This window comes from Sutcliffiella deserti, from assembly GCF_020037475.1.
Lineage (GTDB): Bacteria > Bacillota > Bacilli > Bacillales > Bacillaceae_I > Sutcliffiella_A > Sutcliffiella_A deserti.
Genome location: NZ_JAIQDB010000001.1, coordinates 754,105 through 773,755, shown reverse-complemented (window position 1 = coordinate 773,755; position 19,651 = coordinate 754,105). Strand labels below are relative to the sequence as shown.

Sequence of the window (19,651 nt, the reverse complement as noted above, 5' to 3'; positions counted from 1 at the left end):
AGCAACCGTGAGTGTGTTTTCTTTAAGCTACACAATAACAGAAAAAGATGCTGGAAGATTATTGCGTGATTATTTAAGAGAAAAACAAATATCAAAAAATGCGCTCATAGAAATTAAACATTATGGTGGAAACTTGTTTGTTAATGAAAAAGAGGTTACAGTCCGCTATGAATTAAAAAGTGGGGATTATGTCAGAGTTCTGTTTCCAAAAGAATCTCCAAGTGAAGGTCTCCATCCTGTAGATATCCCTCTTGATATACAATATGAGGATGATTATGTTCTTGTTTTGAACAAGCCTCCTTTACTGGCTTCCATTCCTTCTAGAGAGCATCGTGGAGGAACCGTGGCCAATGCTCTTATGCATTACTATCAAACGAAAGGCTATGAAGCAACCATTCATATTGTAACAAGGCTGGATCGGGATACTTCAGGGTTGATGCTTATTGCAAAACACAAACATGCCCATCATCTATTTGCCTTGCAGCAGCGAGATCATGGGATAAAAAGAAAGTATGAAGCAATTTCACATGGTCTTCTAGAAACTAGTAGCGGCTGTATTAATGCGCCAATTGGCAGAAAAGAAACGAGTATAATTGAACGGGAAGTAAGAGAAGATGGACAGAGAGCAGTTACACAATATGATGTTCTAGGCAGGTATGAGGGCTATTCCCATGTTTTACTTGAATTAGAAACAGGGAGAACTCATCAGATTCGAGTTCATATGGCGTATATTGGTCATCCATTGGCTGGAGATACCTTGTATGGAGGAGAAAAGCTTGATATAAAAAGACAAGCACTTCATAGCTGTGAGCTTACCTTTTTCCACCCGATAGAGAAAAAAGAATACCGGTTTCACTCAGAGCTTCCTTATGATATGAGGACCGTACTTGAAAAACAAAAACACTAAATTTGCGTTTATAACAGGGCGGGTGCGGGAGTCTCCTCTGCTTCGCTTTAGGATCTCCCTTCTACCGCTGTTATACTATTTAATCCCACAATTCTCGAAATTTTTCTTTTACAAAAGGCATACTGGATGGCACAGAAACAGGCTGCATTTCTGGGTACCTTAAGGCGGTCAGTTTTCCTCCGAATACAGCGCCTGTGTCAATGTTTGCTGTTCTATTAACAAATCTCACTTCTTTAACCGGGGTATGTCCATACACAATCCAGGGCTTTCCATCATATTGTTGGGCCCAGTCTCTTCTAACAGGCATTCCGTTTTCATGAAATTCTCCAGTGATATCTCCATATAATACAAATGTTTTGACCTTCTTACTTTGCTGCCCTATATATTCTCTTTTGATTCCTGCATGAGCAATAATAAGTTTTTGGTTATCAAGTACCTGATAGAGCGGGGCGTTTTCATATAGCGTTATATAAGAGCTTTTAATTTTTTGTTGCTCTTTTACAGAAAGCATTTCAAATTCAGCAACCGTTGTTTCTAGACCATGAGTGTGCTGTACTTTATTTCCAAGCATAAAACGATAGAGCTTGTTGCAGTGGTTGCCAGGTACATAATAAGCCATACGGTTTAGAACAAGGCCACTGACAGCCTCCACTACCTTTAATGAAGCAGGACCTCGGTCTGTCAAATCTCCTACAAAGGCAAGTTTCCTTCCTTCTGGATGTTCATAAGTTTTCGTTCCTTTTCTATAACCAAGTTCCGTTAGTAATGCCATAAATTCATCATAACAGCCATGAATGTCGCCTATTATATCTATTTTCATGCTATCCTTCACCTTTCCATATGTATTTTCTTCATTACCTAACACATCCAATTATATGAGTGAACCGTGAAGATAGGGTGAATACTAGAATTGGAGCGAGAATCATTTTTTCTAAAGGCTGTGTTATACGCCGCTATTGATTTCCGCAAAAGGCTACGCGTTCCACGGGGCGGTGCTGGAGCCTCCTCGGCAAGCCTGCGGGGTCGCAAGTATTCCGCTATCTCCCGTTGGAGTCTCCGCCTTTTACTCCAATCATCGCTAGAATAGCGTTATTATCAACACTCAACTTTAACAGAGCCTTTCTAAAAACCTTATAAATCAATACGTCTCAAGCTGTTGGTTGGAATGATAGTTGTGAAGAACCTGAACTTCCTGAGAAAAGCTAAGACTAGCGCTGACAACCTTTATTAATTTTATGTTAATCTTCTATATTCTAATCTGAAATAATGATATAATTTTTGCTTATTAAACCTCTTGCATGAAGAAAAAAATATGATTGGAGAAGATAAGATGTTTGAACTACCAATCAAAGAGCCTGTATTAATATTCACATTAGCCATGATTACTTTTTTCATCTTCCCTTACTTAATGAAATTGTTGAGAATACCTGGTTTAATTGGACCAATTCTTGCAGGAGTTCTCATCGGACCTAATGGCCTCGCGCTTTTAGAGCGCAGTTCTACAATTGAATTACTAGGAACGGTAGGACTTTTGTTTATTATGTTTATTGCAGGGCTTGAAATGGATTTAGATGGATTCAAAAAGTATCGTAATCGCAGCATTGTCTTTGGAATGCTTTCCTTTTGGATTCCGCTATCTGTAGGAACAGGAATAAGCCTTTTCCTAGGGTATAGTCTGGCAGCTTCGATTTTAATCGGGTCCATTCTAGGATCTCATACTCTTCTAGGATACCCGATTGCAAGTAGATTAGGTATCGGGAAAAATAAAGCCATAACAACAGCAGTGGGTGGAAGTATTTTAACGGATACATTTGCTTTATTGGTACTGGCTGTCATAACGGGAGCGGCAGCTGGCCAGTTGGATTTTTATTTTGGAGTAAAATTAACTATTTCCTTAATAGTATTTGTTGCCATCATCTTTTTAGGAACGCCTTTTATCTCGAGATGGTTTTTCCGAAATGTGACAACAGAGGGACCTATTGAGTTTATTTTTGTGATGGTAATGTTGTTTACTGCTGGTTCGCTTGCTCTATTTGCGGGACTACAGCCCATTATAGGTGCCTTTTTAGTAGGTTTGGCATTAAATCGATTTATATTTGAACAGGGTCCACTCATGAATCGAATTCGTTTTACTGCGAACGCCATATTCATCCCATTTTTCTTGCTATCAGTGGGTATGTTAATGGATTTACGGGTATTGATTGGGAATCCAAAAGCATGGATTTTAACTGTATCCATTGTAATCGGACTATTAATAAGTAAATACATAGCGGCGCTGTTTACTAGTCAGTTTTATCACTATTCCAAAGAGGAGAGATTAGTTATTTTTGGTTTAACTACTCCCCAAGCTGCTGCGACTTTAGCAGCAACTTTGGTTGGATTTAATGTCGGATTGCTTGATCAGGCTACTGTTAATGGAGTAATTATCATGATTCTGTTTACTTGTATCATTGGTCCATACTTGGTAGAAAAATACGGGCGCAGACTGGCATTATTGGAAGATCAAAAACCAGTGAAAAAAGGCGATGCACCGGAACGAATCCTTATACCTATTGCGAATCCAAACACAATGGAATCTTTATTGGATCTTGCTTTTGTTATACGGCAGTCAACCTCCCTAGAACAGCCTTTGTATGCTTTAAGTGTTGTACAAAGGGATATGTGGGCTTCAGAAGACGATGTAGCAAAGGCGGAAAAAATGCTAGGTCAGGCAGTAACCTATACTAGTGGTGCCGATATTCCGATAAGGGTTACAACAAGGGTAGATCGCAACATTGCTATCGGTATTAATCGAGCCATTGCCGAAGAAAGAATTACCACGCTTGTAGCTGGATGGAATGGCGAGCGAACAGCTCCACAGAAGATCTTTGGCGGGGTAATTGATCAGGTGCTAGATCAAACGAATGTGTCCGTTTTAATTTCTAAGCTTGGTCATCCTTTAAACACAACAAAGCGTATTATTCTTATACTGCCAAATGGAATTGACCATAAACCAGGCTATTGGGAAGCCCTTGCAACAATCAAGCTAATAGCAAGTAATTTGGGCTCGACCATTCATTGCTATGCAATTAAAGGCTTTCCAGATACCTATAAGGCGCATATGCGAGAAATAAAACCGAATCCACCAACAGAAGTCGAGTGGGTGGAAGGTTGGGGCTCATTATATGAGAATAAACTACCGATACTAATGGAAGATGATCTGGTTGTTGTCATAAGCGCCCGTAAAGGTACAACTGCATGGCACCCACAACTAGAAAGAATTCCGCGGAAACTTGCAAAAATAAAACCTGAAAGCTTTATCATATTCTATCCAGCGGAAGTCCAGGGAGACCTCAGGGGAACAAGAGGCACTGAGTTACCGAAAGAAGTTTTATTGGAGCGGGATTATGATTAAAACTAAAAGAGTCCTTGAGCCTTCGAATATCTAGCAATCAATAGAGGTTGGGACAAAACTGAAATAACTCTTACAAAAGACGAACAATTTTAGTAACGGCTCTAAAAGACTTTATTGATTTCCGTGCAAGACTTCGCTTTCCGCGGGTGACCCGTGAGCCTCCTCGGCTTCGCCTGCGGGGTCTCAAATTGGCCAATTCTCCCGCAGGAGTCTTCGTCTTGCACTCCAATCAACCGCTTGAGTAACCTTAAAGCTAAACGTATATTTGAAGATTTTAAAAAACCCGAACTAATTTGATCTTAAAACTCAATTAGTTGGGGTTTTTCTTAGGCTAAACACTTTTGTCCCAGCCACTTTTTTACCTGGAGAAAATAATATAAGAAGAAAAGTGCGCAAGTGGACTGGTTTATGCTATAATTGTGACTAGGTACTAATAACTTATATAAATAGGAGGATATAAAAATGACTTTATCCTTAATTGGTCGTACATATGTAGTAATGGGTGTTGCAAATAAACGAAGTATTGCATGGGGAATTGCACGTTCACTTCATGATGCCGGTGCTCGTTTAGTATTTACTTATGCTGGAGAAAGATTAGAAAAAAGCGTTCGTGATCTTGCAGATTCTCTTGATAGAGATGATTCTCTTGTTCTTCCTTGTGATGTAACGAAGGACGAAGAAGTACACACATGCTTTCAGCAAATTAAAGAACAGGTAGGCGCTATTCATGGAGTGGCACATTGTATCGCTTTTGCAAACAAGGAAGAGCTGCAGGGTGATTATATGAACACTACACGTGAAGGATTTCTGCTTGCTCACAACATCAGTTCCTATTCGTTGACAGCTGTGGCAAAGGAAGCAAAAGAGTTGATGACAGAGGGTGGAAGTATTGTGACTTTAACCTATCTTGGTGGAGAAAAAGTAGTAGCGAACTATAATGTGATGGGTGTTGCGAAAGCAAGCTTAGATGCCAGTGTGAAGTATTTAGCGAATGACCTAGGTAAGATAGGTATTCGTGTAAATTCTATTTCCGCAGGACCAATCCGAACTTTGTCTGCTAAAGGTGTAAGTGATTTTAACTCCATTTTAAAGGAAATCGAAGAAAAAGCACCGTTACGCCGTGTGACAACACAAGAAGAAGTTGGCGATGCTGCTCTTTTCTTATTCAGTGATTTAGCACGGGGAATTACTGGTGAAAACTTACATGTAGATTCTGGGTATCATATTCTTTAAGAGGTAATGAGAAAAAACCACTCGAGACACTTTGTCTTGGGTGGTTTTTTAAAAGGTAAGAATATAAAAGCTTCTTAAAGTTTGATTAGTGTCTAGCTCCAGCGCCTACCCCCTTTATGTAAACAGAAAGAGGAGTGCGTAAGGGCGAGCGAGATTCACCTGAGAACCAACTTGAATGTGATGACCACTTCGAGCAAAATCTTCTTTACAACACAATAAATGGACAACTTATTAATTGTTATTCCTCTCATTTACCTATACTAGACGTTGAAATCTAGCATATGGTATAGAAAGGAGGGAAAACAGCTTATGAAATTACTAGTTTTAGATCCTGGTCATGGAGGTCAGGATCCTGGTGCAGTTTACCAGACAATGAGAGAAAAAGCTTTAAATTTAGAAATGGCAAGGAGAGTTCGTGAATTTTTAGAAAAAAATTATGAGGTCCGAATTGTCATGACGAGGGAAGGGGATACAACCGTTTCGCTCGAGGCGAGGACGAATCTAGCAAATTCGCTAAAATCAGATTATTACATCTCCATCCACTATAATGCTGGAGGTGGAACAGGGTTTGAAAGTTATCGTTTTAATGGAGCAGTTTCTAATCAAACAAATGCTTATCAGCAAACTATTCACAAGGAAGTCGCAAGTATCATCTCAGGAAAATATAAAAGAAGAGATAGAGGAACAAAGTCTGCTAATTTCCATGTTTTAAGAGAAACAAACATGCCTGCCGTGTTATTGGAAGTATTGTTCATCGATAATGAAGGAGACAGATCTCTGATTCTAAACGAAACTTTTAAAAAGGAGGTATCAATATCTATTGCAAACGGAATTGCCAAAGCACTATCCCTGCCCAGAAAAACTAATAATACTATTTTTAAAGTAATTGCTGGGTCCTTTAAGAATCGTGAAAATGCGATTGCAAGAGTAGAACGTTTACAAAAAAATAATATCGAGGCATTCATAGCTCAAGCGACCCTAAATGGTGCTCCTTACTTTCGAGTGCAAACGGGTGCGTTTAGCGAGAGAGAAAATTCAGAACAAATGGTTCAAACATTAACCAGGTTAGGAATTGAGGCATTTATAATAGCAGAAGAAAATGAATCTACTTCACCTCCACCACCCAGTCCGACTCCGAAACCTATGCCTCCAGCACCACCACCTCAACATGGATTTTCCATTTTAGGGTCTTCCGTCATTTATGCAAAGGAAATGGATACTTTTGTTCAAACAATCCATCCGAATGCTCCTGCACTTGGTGAACTCTACGAAAGAATTGGAAGGGATTATGGGATTCGAGGTGATGTTGCTTTTGCGCAAGCCATTCATGAAACGAATTACTTCCGCTTTACTGGTATCGTAAAACCTGAGCAAAATAACTATGCCGGAATCGGAGCAACAGGGGGAGATGTGACAGGGGCATCTTTTGCAACACCTGAAGAAGGGGTACTCGCGCATATACAACATTTATACGCATATGCCTCTCGTGATCCACTTCCAGACAAATACCCTAAAGTAGATCCCCGTTTTGATCTTGTAACAAGAGGTAGTGCTCCCGGTTGGAAGGATCTAAATGGGAGATGGGCTGTTCCAGGTTCCCAATATGGCCAGCTTATTTTAAAGATTTATGAAAAAAATTTAGAGGAATCGATTACCGTTAATCAAATGGAATTAGAAACGATGCGAGAGGTATTGGGACAAGTACGTAATGCTAATTAATAAAAAAGCCGAGTTCCTATAAATTACTAGGAGCTCGGCTTTTTTTAAAGAATCAATGGATTCAAGGCACTGGATTTAATACGTTCATATTCAAATGCTTCGATCAATTCGGTTTCAAGTAGAGGTGTTTTACGTACATATCTTTCTCGTATAACATCATATAACTCATAGGGAAAGAGCATATCAATAAACATGATTTCCTTTTGTTTTTCCGTTAGAGGCGAGACAGATTCGTAGGCGTTAATCATGACGTTAAACTGGTCTTCATTCCAGACTCCGGTTGTATCAAGTAAGGGAATAATCATTTTACGAAGGTCGCGAATAGGTAAGTCAAAAGAAACCGTATCTAGGTCAATAACCCATATTTGGCCGTCGTTTCCAAGAAGTGAGTTTCCAGTACCGTAATCTTGATGACAAAGGTTCGGTCTGGCTTTGAGCTGAGAGACCCACGATAAATAATCTGAGTTTAATAACCTCGCAAGTGTTTCTCTTCCTTCATGAATAAAGGAATCTATTTCTGCTAGATAAAGCTGAGAAAATGGATCCTCTGGCATGGTTTTCGCCATGATTTTCCACGTCTCCATCTGTTGACATCGCTTTATATAGTGATTTGGCCAACGACCAAGTTTGGTGAATATCGGAATTCCATCGGGTGGCTGATAACCAATAGAAGCGGTGTGAAATTCGGCTAAACCTTTCATAATAAATTCAAGGTCCTCTTGAACGGTCAATTCAAAAGGCCGTCCTTCAATCCACTCATAAACGACAAACAAAAAAGGTCCATGCTTCGTATAAAGCACTCCATGTTTATTAGGAATAATCCCTGGTACTCTTGAACCTTTTAAAGCTAAATAGTTCTGTGCATTAATTGAAAACAAGGCTTTTTTCTCTGGTCTGTGTATTCTTTTTAAGCAAATCGGCCCTGTGTTCGTCTGTATTTTCCAAACTAAGGCCATTTGACCTCCTTGTACTACCTCTATTTGGTTCACTGTGACATCCCAGTTTTTCAGAATAGTCTCTGCAAGGGATATAAGTTTTTGTTCTTCTTCTGGTGATAATACATATGCTTCCGATTCCTCATGTTGATCTAGGCTTCGATCTTCTAACAAACGTCCCACCATCCTCTGTAAGGTGCCAATTTTAAAACAGCAACCTCTAAGATTGAATTCACTCACAATTTGCAAGTGTCACTTTCTTTAAGGTATGGCTCTTCAAATGAAAGTGCTATAGACAGGTGTCACTTTTTTTAAAATGGTCTGTGTCTATCCTTCTATTTCAAGATTAAGGAAACATTCTACCTTTCATGCTGTAGCCTATCGTTCCATAAGGGTGTATGCCCTTTTTGAAGAAAGAAAATAAGGATAAGCTTCATTAAAGGTGGCTCATCCATACCATACATATAAACTACCATTTAAAGGTGAGATGGAGGTAAAATATGAAAATTGCTTATATTGCAACAGAAAAGCTTCCGGTACCAGCGATACGAGGTGGTGCGATACAAATATATATAGACTCTGTTGCAGCAATCATTAGTTCAAAGCATGATGTAACAATTCTTTCTATACAGCATGAAGAATTAGAGCAAGATGAGAAAAGAGGAAGTGTCCGATTTGTTCGTTTTGATGAAAAAGAGTATCTGCCTTCGATACTTTCTCATTTAAATCAGGAGACTTATGATGTGATTCACTTATGTAACCGTCCTTCTTGGGTTTCTTCAGTAAAGAAGGCTACTCCACAAAGCAAAATTGTGTTAAGTGTCCATAATGAGATGTTTACTTATGAAAAATTAAGTGACGAGGAAGGAAAAGAATGTCTTAATTTAGTTTCAAAGGTAGTTACAGTAAGTGATTTTATTGGAAAAACTATTACTGACAGGTTTCCTTTTGCCAAATCAAAGGTGCGAACGGTTTATTCAGGGGTAGATTTGGATACTTTCCAACCTTGTTGGACTAGAGAAGGAATACAAGCGAGAAAGATGGTTCGGGATGAACTAAATCTTTCTAATAAGAAGGTTATTCTTTTTGTAGGCAGACTGAGCAAAGTAAAGGGGCCACATATTCTTTTGCAAGCACTTCCTTCTATTATGGAGGAGCATCCGGATGTCATGATGGTATTTATCGGATCAAAGTGGTTTGGTGACGATAATGTTAACAATTATGTAAAGCACTTGTATACACTAGGCGCTATGTATCCAGAAAATGTTACATTTATTAAGTTTGTTAAGCCTGCGGATATCCCGAAATTATTTGCGATGTCAGATGTTTTTGTTTGTTCTTCTCAATGGCAGGAACCGCTTGCGCGAGTACATTATGAAGCAATGGCAGCAGGGTTGCCGATCGTGACAAGTAATCGTGGTGGAAATCCAGAGGTGATTGATGAAGGGAAAAATGGCCATGTTGTCTCGCAATTCGAGGATCCAGAGAGTTATGCACAGATTCTAAATTCTTTGTTACATGATTCAGGTAAGCGGGAGCAGCTTGGAAGATATGGTCGACGCAAGGTAGAAAAAGATTTTAGTTGGAAAAATGTTGAGCATAACTTGTTATCCGTTTATGAAGAAGCTGCAAATAACTAAGGAAGAAAGGTGATGACTTGTGGAAGAGCATCAAGAGGTGGAACAGCATCACTTACGGCAAGTACTGGAGTTTTACCCTTTTGAAATTACTGATGTAAAACTTCTTTCAAGCAGAAGCGGCAGAACTACTTGGGAAGTGGTTACTTCCGAGGGGAAGAAAATTCTAAAGCAGGCAAGCATGAAACCTGAACGAATGCTTTTTATTGCAGGAGCACATCAGCATTTATTTAATAAAGGACTTGCGATTACACAGATTCATGAAACGAAAAATGGAGGAATTTGTATCGGAGCAGATTCTTTTGGATATGTTCTGTATGACAAAGTGGAAGGAAATGAAGTAATTTACTATAACAAGGAGCAAATGCTAAAAGCAATGGAGTTTGCTGGCCAATTCTATCAAGCTTCGAAAGGATATATACCTTCTGAGGAAAGTAAAACACGTGGAAGAATAGGAAAATGGCATAAATTGTTTCGATGGAAGCTTCAAGAGCTAGAAGGAAATAAAACCATTGCGCAATCCTATCCAACTGATGCCTTTTCCATTCTTTTTCTTGAGCATGTGGATGAAATGATCTTGCGTGCAAAGGATGCATTAAATGGACTGGATGAGCCAGTATTTCAAAGTATTTCGAAAGAGGTTAGCAGTTTAAAAGGTTTCTGCCAGCAAGATTTTACGCTTGCCAGGTTTACGGAAGTAGACGGAGCGCCCTTTATGAAGGAGTTACATTCTATTACGTATGATCTGCCAACAAGGGACTTGCGCATCATTTTAAATAAAATGATGAAAAAGTTTTCAGTTTGGGATGAAAATCTAGTATTTGATCTATTACGAGCCTACCACACTACAAATCCACTTTCCGAAGAGTATTATAGAATTTTGTCTATCGACTTATTATTTCCTCATCTATTCTGTGCGATAGGTCATAAATACTTTCTTGCTCAGAAACGTTCCTGGTCTGATGAAAAATATCTTTGGGCCTTGCAAAATATTATCGCTTTGGAACAATCCAAGGGAGACTTTCTAAAGCACTATTCTTCCTTATATGGAGAAATTATTTCTTCACAAAGGGAGGGTAATTAGATGACAGAAAAACCAAAAATACCAAAGCTGGAGTTGGAGAAATTCACCTTCTCTCCCCCAGGACCAATGGGGTGGAATATGGCTGAGTATGAGCAGTTGTTGGAAAAATCCGAGGAGCTTGTACTTAATGAATCAACCATTAATGCTCACTTACAATCGTTACAGGGAGTTCAATTAGTGGAATTTTCGTTAAGTGGAGAATTAAAATCTGAACAAACAGGATTGAATGCACAACTCCCTTTGGAAGTGGAAGAGGAAGTAGAAGTGGAAGCGGAACAAGTATCAGAAATTGTGATGGAGGAAACTGTTGCAGAGGAAGATCAGGAGGAAGATACAAAGGAGCCAGTTCCTAAGAATAGGATAACTATTATCATTAAAGAGCCCTCCTTAAAAACCCCATGGATCTCTCCAGTGCTTTCTTTTTCAAAGAAACAATAAATAATTCTGTAGATCCTTTCATCAAACACGGATCCTCTAGCATAAGTTGATATGTGTAACTAAATTTATTTGTGAAACAGGAGTGATAAATCATGGCAAATGAAGTAAGAAAAGCGAAGCTGAAAATGGATTTTGAGAATGGATTCACGTTATCCCCAGAATTAAGTGCGGAAGAAGCTTTAAAGGCTGTATTGCAGGCACTTAAAAATGGAGAAGTGTCAGAAGTGAAAATAGCGGTAGAATACAATGACGGATCAGAGACTGAATATGAAGAAGAAGAAGAAGAAGAAGAGGAAGACGAAGACGAGGAAGAGGACGACGAGGAAGAAGAATAGCACAATAAAAAAAGTACCAGGTTCCTTTTATGAGGGATCCTGGTACTTTTCTTTTGATTCCGTTTCCATATGTGGAATGGCAGGTGAAATTGCATAGGAAATATTATCATATAGACTGCCAAAGCGATTTGCTACATGTTGATAGGTGAAATTCATTTCAATAAATTGCCGCCCCTTATGGCACATCCAACCGCTTAACTCTGGTTCCGTCAGTATATAGTCAATGGCTTTGGTAAAGGCCAGATGGTTCGTATAGTCTTCAATAATTAGTCCATTAAACTTATCGAGTATCACCTCCGCATTGCCACCTCTATTTGTTGTAATGACCGGGATCCCTGCCGCCATTGCCTCATAATGTACTCTAGCCAAAGGTTCATTCCATTGGGAACTACAGACAAAAACATCGCCTGCAAGAAAAGCCTCATGGATATAATGAGCAGGGATATACTGCGTAAAAATAATTTTATCCTTAAAAGAAAGAGCTTGCTTGTAGAGTGAATAGACGTATTTGTTCATTCCATTGTCACTAAACCATTTTCCTCCGACAACAAGTAAAACGATATTATCATGCTTTTTCAATAATTGCTCCATTGCCTCAATGAGAAGATGCGGTCCTTTAGATTTACTCAATCGCCCGACAAATAAAACAACCTTTTTCTCTTCTAACTGATATCTTCTACGGAAGTTTTCGCGTATTTGCTTTCCTTCCTTACTATGTCGTAAAGGGTAGGAAGATAAATCTACTCCGGAATACACTACTCTAATTTTTGCTTCCGCTTCTGGAAACCTTTCCACTACTGTATTTTTAATGAAATTGCTTACAGTCGTTATTGCACTTACCGTATCGACAACCTTTTGCCCATCTTCATCTGACAGCTTTCTATGTGCAAACATTTCATTATGAAGACTAAGGACGAATTTACTTTCAGGAGAAGCAGCTTTATAAAGAAGAACATTTTTCGGGCGATTGCAAATGTGAATAACATCAAATTGATGTTGTGTTAGTTCCTTGGCTACATGATGACGATATTCACTTCGCGGAAAGCGGATATATTGTACCTCATTCACCATTTCCCGGTCAGGTAGCTCTGGATCAGTAACCGAGAATATCGTGAGCTCGTATCTTTTTCTAAGAAAAGGGGTTATACCATCAATCATCATTTGTATTGCCCCACCTTTTATGGCAGGAGCAGGGAGTTTCTCAGTACAAATAATGGCAAGCTTCATGACTGGTTCTCTTCATAGAGCTTTTGAATAAACTGCCACTCTTTTTCAAGCCCTTTTTTTAAGGAAGTGGCAGGAGAATAGTGAAGAAGTTTTTCTGCTTTTGTGATGTCAGCCCATGTGTGCTTCGGATCTCCCTTCACATTTCCTGTAAATGAGAGTAGTGCTTTTTTATTGGTGATTTCTTCTAAAATAGAGATAACATCAAGAATTGAAGAACGTTCTTTCCCTCCAATATTAATGGTCTCCCCGATCACATTTTCTGCAGTCAGCACCGCTTTAGTGGCTGTGACACAATCATCGATAAAGGTAAAATCTCTTGTTTGTAAGCCGTCTCCAAATACACTAATCGGCTGATCGGTTAGAAGCTGCTTCATAAAACGGTGAAAGGCCATGTCAGGTCGTTGTCTCGGTCCATACACCGTAAAATAACGCAAAATAACAAGAGGAAGATTAAAGCTTTTTTCGTATACGCGACATAAATGCTCTCCAGCGAGTTTCGTTATCCCATAAGGGGAGAGAGGGAGAGTGATTGCATTTTCGCTCACCTTGCCATGTTTTTCACCATAAACAGAAGAGGTGGAAATATAAATGAAACGGTCAATCTTTTTATCTTTAGCCGCTTCTAGAAGCTTTTGTGTAACGAGTATGTTGTGGTACATATAAGGAGCAAATTCCTTCCCCCAACTCTCCCTTACCCCAGGAATGGCAGAAAGATGGTATATGGCATCGATATTGGATAGTAGTTGATCAATATCCGTTTTCAATAGGTTAGAATCGATAAAGGAAAACCTGGGAAGCTTTTTTAAATCTTGAATATTACCCCTTTTAAATGATGGAGGTGTCGGGCCAATAAAGGTATCCACTCCAAAAACCTGATAGGTAGGATCTTCTAATAATCTTTCACAAAGATGTGAGCCAATAAATCCAGCAGCGCCTGTTACAAGTATTTTCATAAGAGTCTAACCCCTTTAACAGTGGTGATGCATCTAAAAAAGCCGGCTCCAAGGATGTATAGTTTCAAAGTGAAAACTCCCTCCATGACGTTAGCAATTATTTATTATTCTATTAATGGACAGGAGCGGGGTGTGACGGAAATCAAGCCCAATTATAGAGAAGACGAAATAAAAGCATTCTAATTCAAAAGGTAACTCACTTTAAATATTCTTATAGGCAAAGTGGACAATTATCATGCATACATTTAAGAAAGAAACAATCAGAGCTGGAGGTGCTCCATATGGAAAGAAAGTTAGAAAACAGTAATCAAAAGCCACTTCTCTATATTCAAAGTATTTCAAATGTCAATAAAGTTGTTCCAATGCAGAGTAAATTCCAGAGTAATCTTACGATAAGCACTAAGGTCAAATTGGATGTAGAGGAAGGCACCCAAGAAAAAAAAACATCAAAAATCCCGTTTTACTTGCTATCCTTAGAAGAGAAAATAACCACCTTGGTAGAACAGGCAGAAGGTATTCCTAAGAAAATTTGTAAAATAGTTACACCTGAAAGAGATTATGTAGGAAAAGTGGTTGGCTACCAAAATGAAATTCTAGAGATAACTATGCCTGAATTAACGGAATCTATTTTTTTACCAATTAAGCAGATAAAAGAATTACATGTAATTGGAATATAATTAGAGGAAACACAACTTTATTCCTTTTCGTACAAACTCTTCTATGTTTTATTGAATAACTTGATAGTAGAGCGACAGGAAAGGAGTGATGATAAGAATGATAAAAACTTGGAGAGTTATGGGTGAGAATAAGCTTGTGGCAGAAAATATACTTGCTAAAGCCAAGAAGAAGCGGAAGAAGAAGAGAGAGTGGAGGTGTAAATTTTAGTTTACCATTTAAGTACCCTACCTAAAAACAAGGGGTACTTATATTTATTTCATAGATCTTAACAAATTAGAAAGAACTTATAAATATCTGATTAGAAAAAATAGACTCTAAATTATTAGTGAAGTAAAAGAGCCATCACGTGTCCAAAGTACCAAATTGGAACTATTTGAGCAACACAACACTCTTTTAATCCAACATCTTTCTAAATAAAAATGTAAAAGTAAAAAACCGAAAGTAGAAATTCAAGATTGTTAATTGAGTAAGTTAATAAAGTCTCTGTAACAAAGATTTAAAAAGCTGTCGAAGTTTCGACAGCTTTCAAAACTGAGCTACTTTAATTATGCTCCAGCTACCGGTGTAGCTGCTGTTGCAACTACCGGTGAAATAAACGCGATATCTTTACAGCAAACATACACAAGAGCCCCAGCAGGAAATTCAGCATCAAGGTCAGTGTCTGTAGAGACTAGTGTGATAATTCCGGATTTCTCATCAATACATGCAATTCTAAATGTTCCCGGTAATGTAGCAGCTACAGAGCCTATTACAACCTCTTGACCTAATAAATACTTAGGAAACTTCCCACAAAAACAATCTTGCTTATGATCATCGTGCTTATGATCATCCTTCTTACTACCGCAACATGACTTATACTCATAGTATAAACTCATAGTATTGCCTCCCTCTAAAATTTAGTTTTAGGATTTTTCATCCTACTTTAATGTATTCTAGTAAGACTATTTGGGGAGGGCGAATCTCGTAGTGTAAATGCCTTTTTTTGGAATATAATAGAATCTAGTAGTTCTGCCTATGAGAAATGGTTGTTTATCCTAATTAAACTGAGACATCTTCATTACTTCTTCATTTGAATAGATTAATTATACAATTAAGACAATTTAAATTGTTTCAAATATCAAAGTGGAAGCTGCATTCCCAAGCTATAGTTTTATTTGAGTACTCATTAAAAATTGTTTCATTACTTGGATTCTTGCTCTTCTTTCCATCCCTTTTAGAAGAAAATTCATTCTTCGGGAACAGGAAAAAATAAACGCCAAGCTTAGCTTCGAATCTAGTTCCCTATCTAAAAAGCTATTATACTTATTAGAATACGTGAGGGGCTTCCGATGGGAACAGCTAGAAAGATTATTTACCAAACCCTACCAATGTTGATTCCTGGTCCTTTAGGCATTACTATCCCTATCCCAGTGCTACACATTACGATAATTTGTGTAAAGTATTATGTAGAGATAAGGGTAAACTTTTTTTATGTATTAAAATTAGCTGCAGGTGAGGGCACTGTCCTAGTGGGACCTCGTACATTCTCTGGTACATACTACAATTAAACTTTTCCTCTAAGATTTTGCCCCATTATTAATAGGTTTGGGGCTTTTTCCTTAATATACTAACTGAACAATTAAATTAAGCATGCAAATCAGCTCTCATCATAAGTTTACCGTTATTTTATTATTACTTTCTTTAACTTCGTTCTCACAGTAAACAAATCCCTCTACTGTCATTTTCCCTTTAACCGTCTCCTTATCAACCAATATTTCAACCCCTTTAAACGTTAAAGTTTCCTGGACTCCCACCTTAGGTTTTTGGACGGATCGAATCCAATACTCTCCCTCATTTCTAATTTTTGCTTGCCAATCCTCTGTTGCATAAACCCAATCAGCCGCATGGCGATCTTCATCTGTGTGTTGAATAAGTTTTGGATTAGTTATTTTTCCTGATAAAAATATTTTGTTGACCGGCTTAACTTTTAAACAAATTATGAAATCAGATTGTTCTCTTTCACCTGTATTCACTACTGTAAAATCAAAGAATATGGTGACAGTGGTATCTTCCTCTGAATGCAAGAGAATGGAGTAGTTAAAGAAACTATAGAAATGAGTTAATCGTTCCATTTTTTCATTTCTTGATAATAGCGGTTCCTGGGGAAGCTCCTGCATATCTTTTCCTAAAAGCTTTTCTTCCTCCAATTCCACTTCGAGTTGCAAAATTTTCTTTCTCAACTTTTCCATCTCTTTGATATAATGGTCTGTCTTTTCAATTTGTAACTCTCGAATTTTTGACTGAAGATATTTGTTTCGCATCTTTTCTTTTTCTATATGTAATTCTAACTCCGCAATTCTATTTTTATATTTCGAAACCTCTGCCCGGTAATGGATGACTTGCTGCTGGGTAAATATTAGTTCTTGTTGATTAGTCATGTTAAACACTCCTTATCCTCGTTTTGTACTATTCTATGTATGGATCGTAAAAGTAATATGGGAAAAAGTGCAAAATGTTATAAATTAAATCAGCCAACCTCATTCAGTGTGACCCGAACAAGGCTGGCTGTTTCTGACTTACAATATTTATCTCGGTTTTTTTGTATGCGCCGGAAAGATCTCTGGGCACTGTGGCGGGAATTCTTTAGTTGGGCAAATTAAGCCTTCGATAATCTCTTCACGTGGTCTGCAAATTTTAGCATCGATTTCAAATTTCACATCTGCTTCCATTTGAATGTCTAAGCATAAAGTAAGAGATACGTCTAATTGTGAAAACTCTGGTGTTGCGACAAGGTTAGAATCACACTCAAAGAATGTCACATGGCAGTCAAGCTCTGTTCCTTCTGGTGCACATAGTAAGAATGTTTGGATGGTATGGAACGGTATTGGGGCAGAACAAAATACTACATGCCCGGCAGAATTTACAAGGTGTACAGTAACATAACCTTTAATTAAAACCTTTACTCTCTGAAGTACTATTTCTGTTCCATCAGGTAGTGTCACATCCACATCAGGACGGTCACTTGGATTAGTGATTTCTTTGCAGGTTAATCCTTTGTGATGACGGTGGTGGTGATAAGCTAATGTATTAATTTTATGACCGTGCTCATCAGATAAGAAACACTCGACCGATAATCCTCCAACCTTGGCATCACACAATAAATCTGCAATATTCGCTTTGTCATCATGGTCATGGTCACCAGCGAATAGACCATCCAAATCTGAGTTACATATAGCTGGTAATGCTACATCTATTTGACGTGAAACCCAATCGTAAACTTTACGAGCCTTTATACAGACTCTTTCAGTTTCTTTATGACTCACTAAAAACTCCTCCTATTCATTAATTACCCATTTGGGGTACGGGACTAATGTATAGTATGAATTTGGTGGGTAAGTGTGCTGAGATTTGAGCCCGAATTTTATTTTCTACCCAAAAAAGTAATATTTCTTTGGAAGTAAGAATTACATGTAAAAGGAGCGTTTATAAGGAGGGCATCTATAGATGAAAAGTTTTAAGAACGATAACGTTATAATTCTTCAACAAAAAGTTATTCATTTAGGGTCAGAAGTGAAGCGGCTTCAATCGGAATTAGAAAAATCCAAGAACAGAGAGTATTTAAAAAAGCTGGAATCCCAATACCATCAGTGGGAAGAAGAGAGAGGTCAATGGAAGGAAGAGAAAGTTCAATGGCAGGAAAAGCTAACCATTTTAGAAGAGGTTAATAAACAATTAGAAGATAAATGGATAGAAGAACAAAAAAACTACAAGTCGGAGTTAGATAAGAAGAAAAAGTTAATTACCCAATTCCAAGAAGAGATAACTAATTACTCCTCTTCAATACAAAAATTGGAAAAAGAGAACGGTAGTACTGTGGAGTTGGAAGCTTTAAGAAGAAAACTTGAGCAAGAGAACTTAGGGCTTCACAAAGAAATAGAAAATCAAGCTAAGGTTATTTCAGAATTGAAGAACTTTATATATCAATCTCAGGAAAAGCTGACCAAATTAGAAGAGATTAATAAACAATTAGAAGGTAAATGGAAAGAAGAGCAAAAAAACTACGAGACGGAGTTAGAAAAGAAGGAAAACTTAGAGAAAGAAATCACGCAATTACAAGAGGAGATTATTAACAATACCTCCACTATACAAAAATTGAAAACAGAGAACGGTAATATAGTGGAGCTTGAAGCTATAAGAATAAAACTTGAGCAAGAGAACATAAAACTTAAAAAAGATACGGAAGAACAAGCAAAGATTATCTCGGAATTGAAAAATTTCATTCACCAATCTAATCAAAAATTAGAAGAAGCAGAACAAGAGTGGGAAAGAATGAATGAGGTAGTTGAAAACTTAAAGTTGGAAAACATACAACAGCATAATGAAGCTATTAATTCGGTCAATGGAGTCAAAGAAAAGCTTGAGAAGGAAAATAACCAACTGAGAAAAGAGTTGAGTATCCAACGGGCTATTACTTCTGATCTTGAAGAACACCTAATACAATCAAATCGAAAAGTTAGCTCTGCTTCAAAAGAGTACGAAGAAGCGAGAGCGATAATTTCTAGTCTAAAACAAGAGATCGAAAAAAATCAAGTTGAGAAAAATCAACTTCAAGCTGTAATGGAAGTCAGTGAAAAGCTTGAGCAAGAAAACATAAAATACCACCAAGAAATCAAAAATTACTTGGAACAATTACAAAGGCTAGAAGAAGAACTAAAGGGAGTATACGAGGAGAATGCAGTACTTCATGATGATATCGCTAAACTTCATGAATGTGTCGGTAGTTTAGAAAAAAAAGCAGAGAAATTTTACTCTGAGAAAACCACCATTTCGAAATGGAATGAGAAGAATGAGTCACTACCTTTAAGCGAGACGAAAGAAAACCAAACCGAAACGCCAAAAATTCAAAGTTGGTTCTATAATAATGTCAAAAAAGAAACATGAGAAACACGAAAATATACTCTATAGTTAAAATGCGGAAAACATCTTGGACATATTTGCATACGATAATACTAACCAAGCATTATTAACAATATGACCCAAGATGGAGGTTTTAATAAAATGAGTTATTATGATAACTCACAGCCACCTAAGGAGGAATCTCCAATGAAGGTATATACCTCTTCCAATTCAAC

17 protein-coding genes are annotated in these 19,651 nt (G+C 37.8%); 10 read left to right on the top strand and 7 right to left on the bottom strand.

Features of this window, described 5'->3' with window-relative positions; translation table 11 throughout:
* Positions 1 to 7: 7 nt before the first annotated feature.
* Positions 8 to 907, top strand: coding sequence for an RluA family pseudouridine synthase (locus tag K9B36_RS03815; protein WP_399201258.1), 900 nt, complete (start codon positions 8 to 10; stop codon positions 905 to 907).
* 79 nt (positions 908 to 986) lie between these two features.
* Here the strand turns inward: K9B36_RS03815 and prpE are convergent, their stop codons facing one another.
* Positions 987 to 1,727, bottom strand: coding sequence for a bis(5'-nucleosyl)-tetraphosphatase PrpE (prpE, locus tag K9B36_RS03810; protein ID WP_223700666.1), 741 nt, complete (start codon positions 1,725 to 1,727; stop codon positions 987 to 989).
* A gap of 510 nt (positions 1,728 to 2,237) precedes the next feature.
* Between prpE and K9B36_RS03805 the strand changes: the two genes are divergently transcribed.
* The 3 genes from K9B36_RS03805 (at position 2,238) to K9B36_RS03795 (ending at position 7,253) form a co-directional block, all read left to right on the top strand.
* Positions 2,238 to 4,301: a cation:proton antiporter domain-containing protein gene (locus K9B36_RS03805; protein ID WP_223700665.1), complete on the top strand. Its 2,064-nt coding sequence runs from the start codon at positions 2,238 to 2,240 to the stop codon at positions 4,299 to 4,301.
* A gap of 462 nt (positions 4,302 to 4,763) precedes the next feature.
* A complete protein-coding gene (gene fabI, locus K9B36_RS03800) occupies positions 4,764 to 5,534 on the top strand; it encodes an enoyl-ACP reductase FabI (RefSeq protein ID WP_223700664.1) in 771 nt (256 codons plus the stop codon).
* 309 nt (positions 5,535 to 5,843) lie between these two features.
* Positions 5,844 to 7,253, top strand: coding sequence for an N-acetylmuramoyl-L-alanine amidase (locus K9B36_RS03795; RefSeq protein WP_223700663.1), 1,410 nt, complete (start codon positions 5,844 to 5,846; stop codon positions 7,251 to 7,253).
* A 44-nt stretch (positions 7,254 to 7,297) separates the two neighbouring features.
* Here K9B36_RS03795 and K9B36_RS03790 read toward each other — a convergent pair whose 3' ends face one another.
* Complete coding sequence (locus tag K9B36_RS03790; protein ID WP_223700662.1) at positions 7,298 to 8,374, bottom strand: CotS family spore coat protein; 1,077 nt, start codon at positions 8,372 to 8,374, stop codon at positions 7,298 to 7,300.
* 314 nt (positions 8,375 to 8,688) lie between these two features.
* On the opposite strand from K9B36_RS03790, the gene K9B36_RS03785 reads away from it, so the two are divergent.
* From K9B36_RS03785 to K9B36_RS03770, 4 genes are all read left to right on the top strand, one after another.
* On the top strand, positions 8,689 to 9,828 hold the full coding sequence (locus tag K9B36_RS03785; protein ID WP_223700661.1) for a glycosyltransferase family 4 protein: 1,140 nt from the start codon (positions 8,689 to 8,691) through the stop codon (positions 9,826 to 9,828).
* A 19-nt stretch (positions 9,829 to 9,847) separates the two neighbouring features.
* Positions 9,848 to 10,909, top strand: a complete 1,062-nt coding sequence (locus K9B36_RS03780) for a CotS family spore coat protein (protein ID WP_223700660.1) — start codon at positions 9,848 to 9,850, stop codon at positions 10,907 to 10,909.
* Positions 10,910 to 11,347, top strand: a complete 438-nt coding sequence (locus tag K9B36_RS03775; protein WP_223700659.1) for a hypothetical protein — start codon at positions 10,910 to 10,912, stop codon at positions 11,345 to 11,347.
* 92 nt (positions 11,348 to 11,439) lie between these two features.
* Positions 11,440 to 11,682, top strand: a complete 243-nt coding sequence (locus K9B36_RS03770) for a hypothetical protein (protein ID WP_223700658.1) — start codon at positions 11,440 to 11,442, stop codon at positions 11,680 to 11,682.
* Between the two features lie 27 nt (positions 11,683 to 11,709).
* Here the strand turns inward: K9B36_RS03770 and K9B36_RS03765 are convergent, their stop codons facing one another.
* Positions 11,710 to 12,909, bottom strand: coding sequence for a glycosyltransferase family 4 protein (locus K9B36_RS03765; RefSeq protein WP_223700657.1), 1,200 nt, complete (start codon positions 12,907 to 12,909; stop codon positions 11,710 to 11,712).
* Positions 12,906 to 13,862, bottom strand: coding sequence for an NAD-dependent epimerase/dehydratase family protein (locus K9B36_RS03760; RefSeq protein WP_223700656.1), 957 nt, complete (start codon positions 13,860 to 13,862; stop codon positions 12,906 to 12,908). The genes K9B36_RS03765 and K9B36_RS03760 overlap by 4 nt, the downstream gene beginning before the upstream one ends.
* A gap of 281 nt (positions 13,863 to 14,143) precedes the next feature.
* Here K9B36_RS03760 and K9B36_RS03755 point away from each other — a divergent pair, with 281 nt between their 5' ends.
* The gene (locus K9B36_RS03755) at positions 14,144 to 14,539 is read left to right on the top strand and encodes a CotO family spore coat protein (RefSeq protein ID WP_223700655.1); all 396 of its coding nucleotides are present in this window, start codon (positions 14,144 to 14,146) and stop codon (positions 14,537 to 14,539) included.
* Positions 14,540 to 15,085: 546 nt separating this feature from the next.
* On the opposite strand, the gene K9B36_RS03750 is transcribed toward K9B36_RS03755, so the two are convergent.
* The 3 genes from K9B36_RS03750 to K9B36_RS03740 form a co-directional block, all read right to left on the bottom strand.
* Positions 15,086 to 15,415 (bottom strand): hypothetical protein, encoded by a 330-nt coding sequence (locus K9B36_RS03750; protein ID WP_223700654.1) that lies wholly within the window; start codon positions 15,413 to 15,415, stop codon positions 15,086 to 15,088.
* 771 nt (positions 15,416 to 16,186) lie between these two features.
* Positions 16,187 to 16,957: a hypothetical protein gene (locus tag K9B36_RS03745; protein WP_223700653.1), complete on the bottom strand. Its 771-nt coding sequence runs from the start codon at positions 16,955 to 16,957 to the stop codon at positions 16,187 to 16,189.
* Positions 16,958 to 17,104: 147 nt separating this feature from the next.
* Complete coding sequence (locus tag K9B36_RS03740; protein ID WP_223700652.1) at positions 17,105 to 17,842, bottom strand: BMQ_0737 family morphogenetic spore coat protein; 738 nt, start codon at positions 17,840 to 17,842, stop codon at positions 17,105 to 17,107.
* Positions 17,843 to 18,023: 181 nt separating this feature from the next.
* Here K9B36_RS03740 and K9B36_RS03735 point away from each other — a divergent pair, with 181 nt between their 5' ends.
* Positions 18,024 to 19,460, top strand: a complete 1,437-nt coding sequence (locus K9B36_RS03735) for a hypothetical protein (protein WP_223700651.1) — start codon at positions 18,024 to 18,026, stop codon at positions 19,458 to 19,460.
* The last annotated feature ends 191 nt before the right edge of the window (positions 19,461 to 19,651 follow it).

Bases quoted from the DNA above. Each gene is read 5' to 3' on its own strand.
- prpE (WP_223700666.1), bottom strand. From the start codon at position 1,727: ATGAAAATAGATATAATAGGCGACATTCATGGCTGTTATGATGAATTT.
- K9B36_RS03805 (WP_223700665.1), top strand. From the start codon at position 2,238: ATGTTTGAACTACCAATCAAAGAGCCTGTATTAATATTCACATTAGCC.
- fabI (WP_223700664.1), top strand. From the start codon at position 4,764: ATGACTTTATCCTTAATTGGTCGTACATATGTAGTAATGGGTGTTGCA.
- K9B36_RS03795 (WP_223700663.1), top strand. From the start codon at position 5,844: ATGAAATTACTAGTTTTAGATCCTGGTCATGGAGGTCAGGATCCTGGT.
- K9B36_RS03790 (WP_223700662.1), bottom strand. From the start codon at position 8,374: ATGGTGGGACGTTTGTTAGAAGATCGAAGCCTAGATCAACATGAGGAA.
- K9B36_RS03785 (WP_223700661.1), top strand. From the start codon at position 8,689: ATGAAAATTGCTTATATTGCAACAGAAAAGCTTCCGGTACCAGCGATA.
- K9B36_RS03775 (WP_223700659.1), top strand. From the start codon at position 10,910: ATGACAGAAAAACCAAAAATACCAAAGCTGGAGTTGGAGAAATTCACC.
- K9B36_RS03770 (WP_223700658.1), top strand. From the start codon at position 11,440: ATGGCAAATGAAGTAAGAAAAGCGAAGCTGAAAATGGATTTTGAGAAT.
- K9B36_RS03765 (WP_223700657.1), bottom strand. From the start codon at position 12,909: ATGAAGCTTGCCATTATTTGTACTGAGAAACTCCCTGCTCCTGCCATA.
- K9B36_RS03760 (WP_223700656.1), bottom strand. From the start codon at position 13,862: ATGAAAATACTTGTAACAGGCGCTGCTGGATTTATTGGCTCACATCTT.
- K9B36_RS03755 (WP_223700655.1), top strand. From the start codon at position 14,144: ATGGAAAGAAAGTTAGAAAACAGTAATCAAAAGCCACTTCTCTATATT.
- K9B36_RS03750 (WP_223700654.1), bottom strand. From the start codon at position 15,415: ATGAGTTTATACTATGAGTATAAGTCATGTTGCGGTAGTAAGAAGGAT.
- K9B36_RS03745 (WP_223700653.1), bottom strand. From the start codon at position 16,957: ATGACTAATCAACAAGAACTAATATTTACCCAGCAGCAAGTCATCCAT.
- K9B36_RS03735 (WP_223700651.1), top strand. From the start codon at position 18,024: ATGAAAAGTTTTAAGAACGATAACGTTATAATTCTTCAACAAAAAGTT.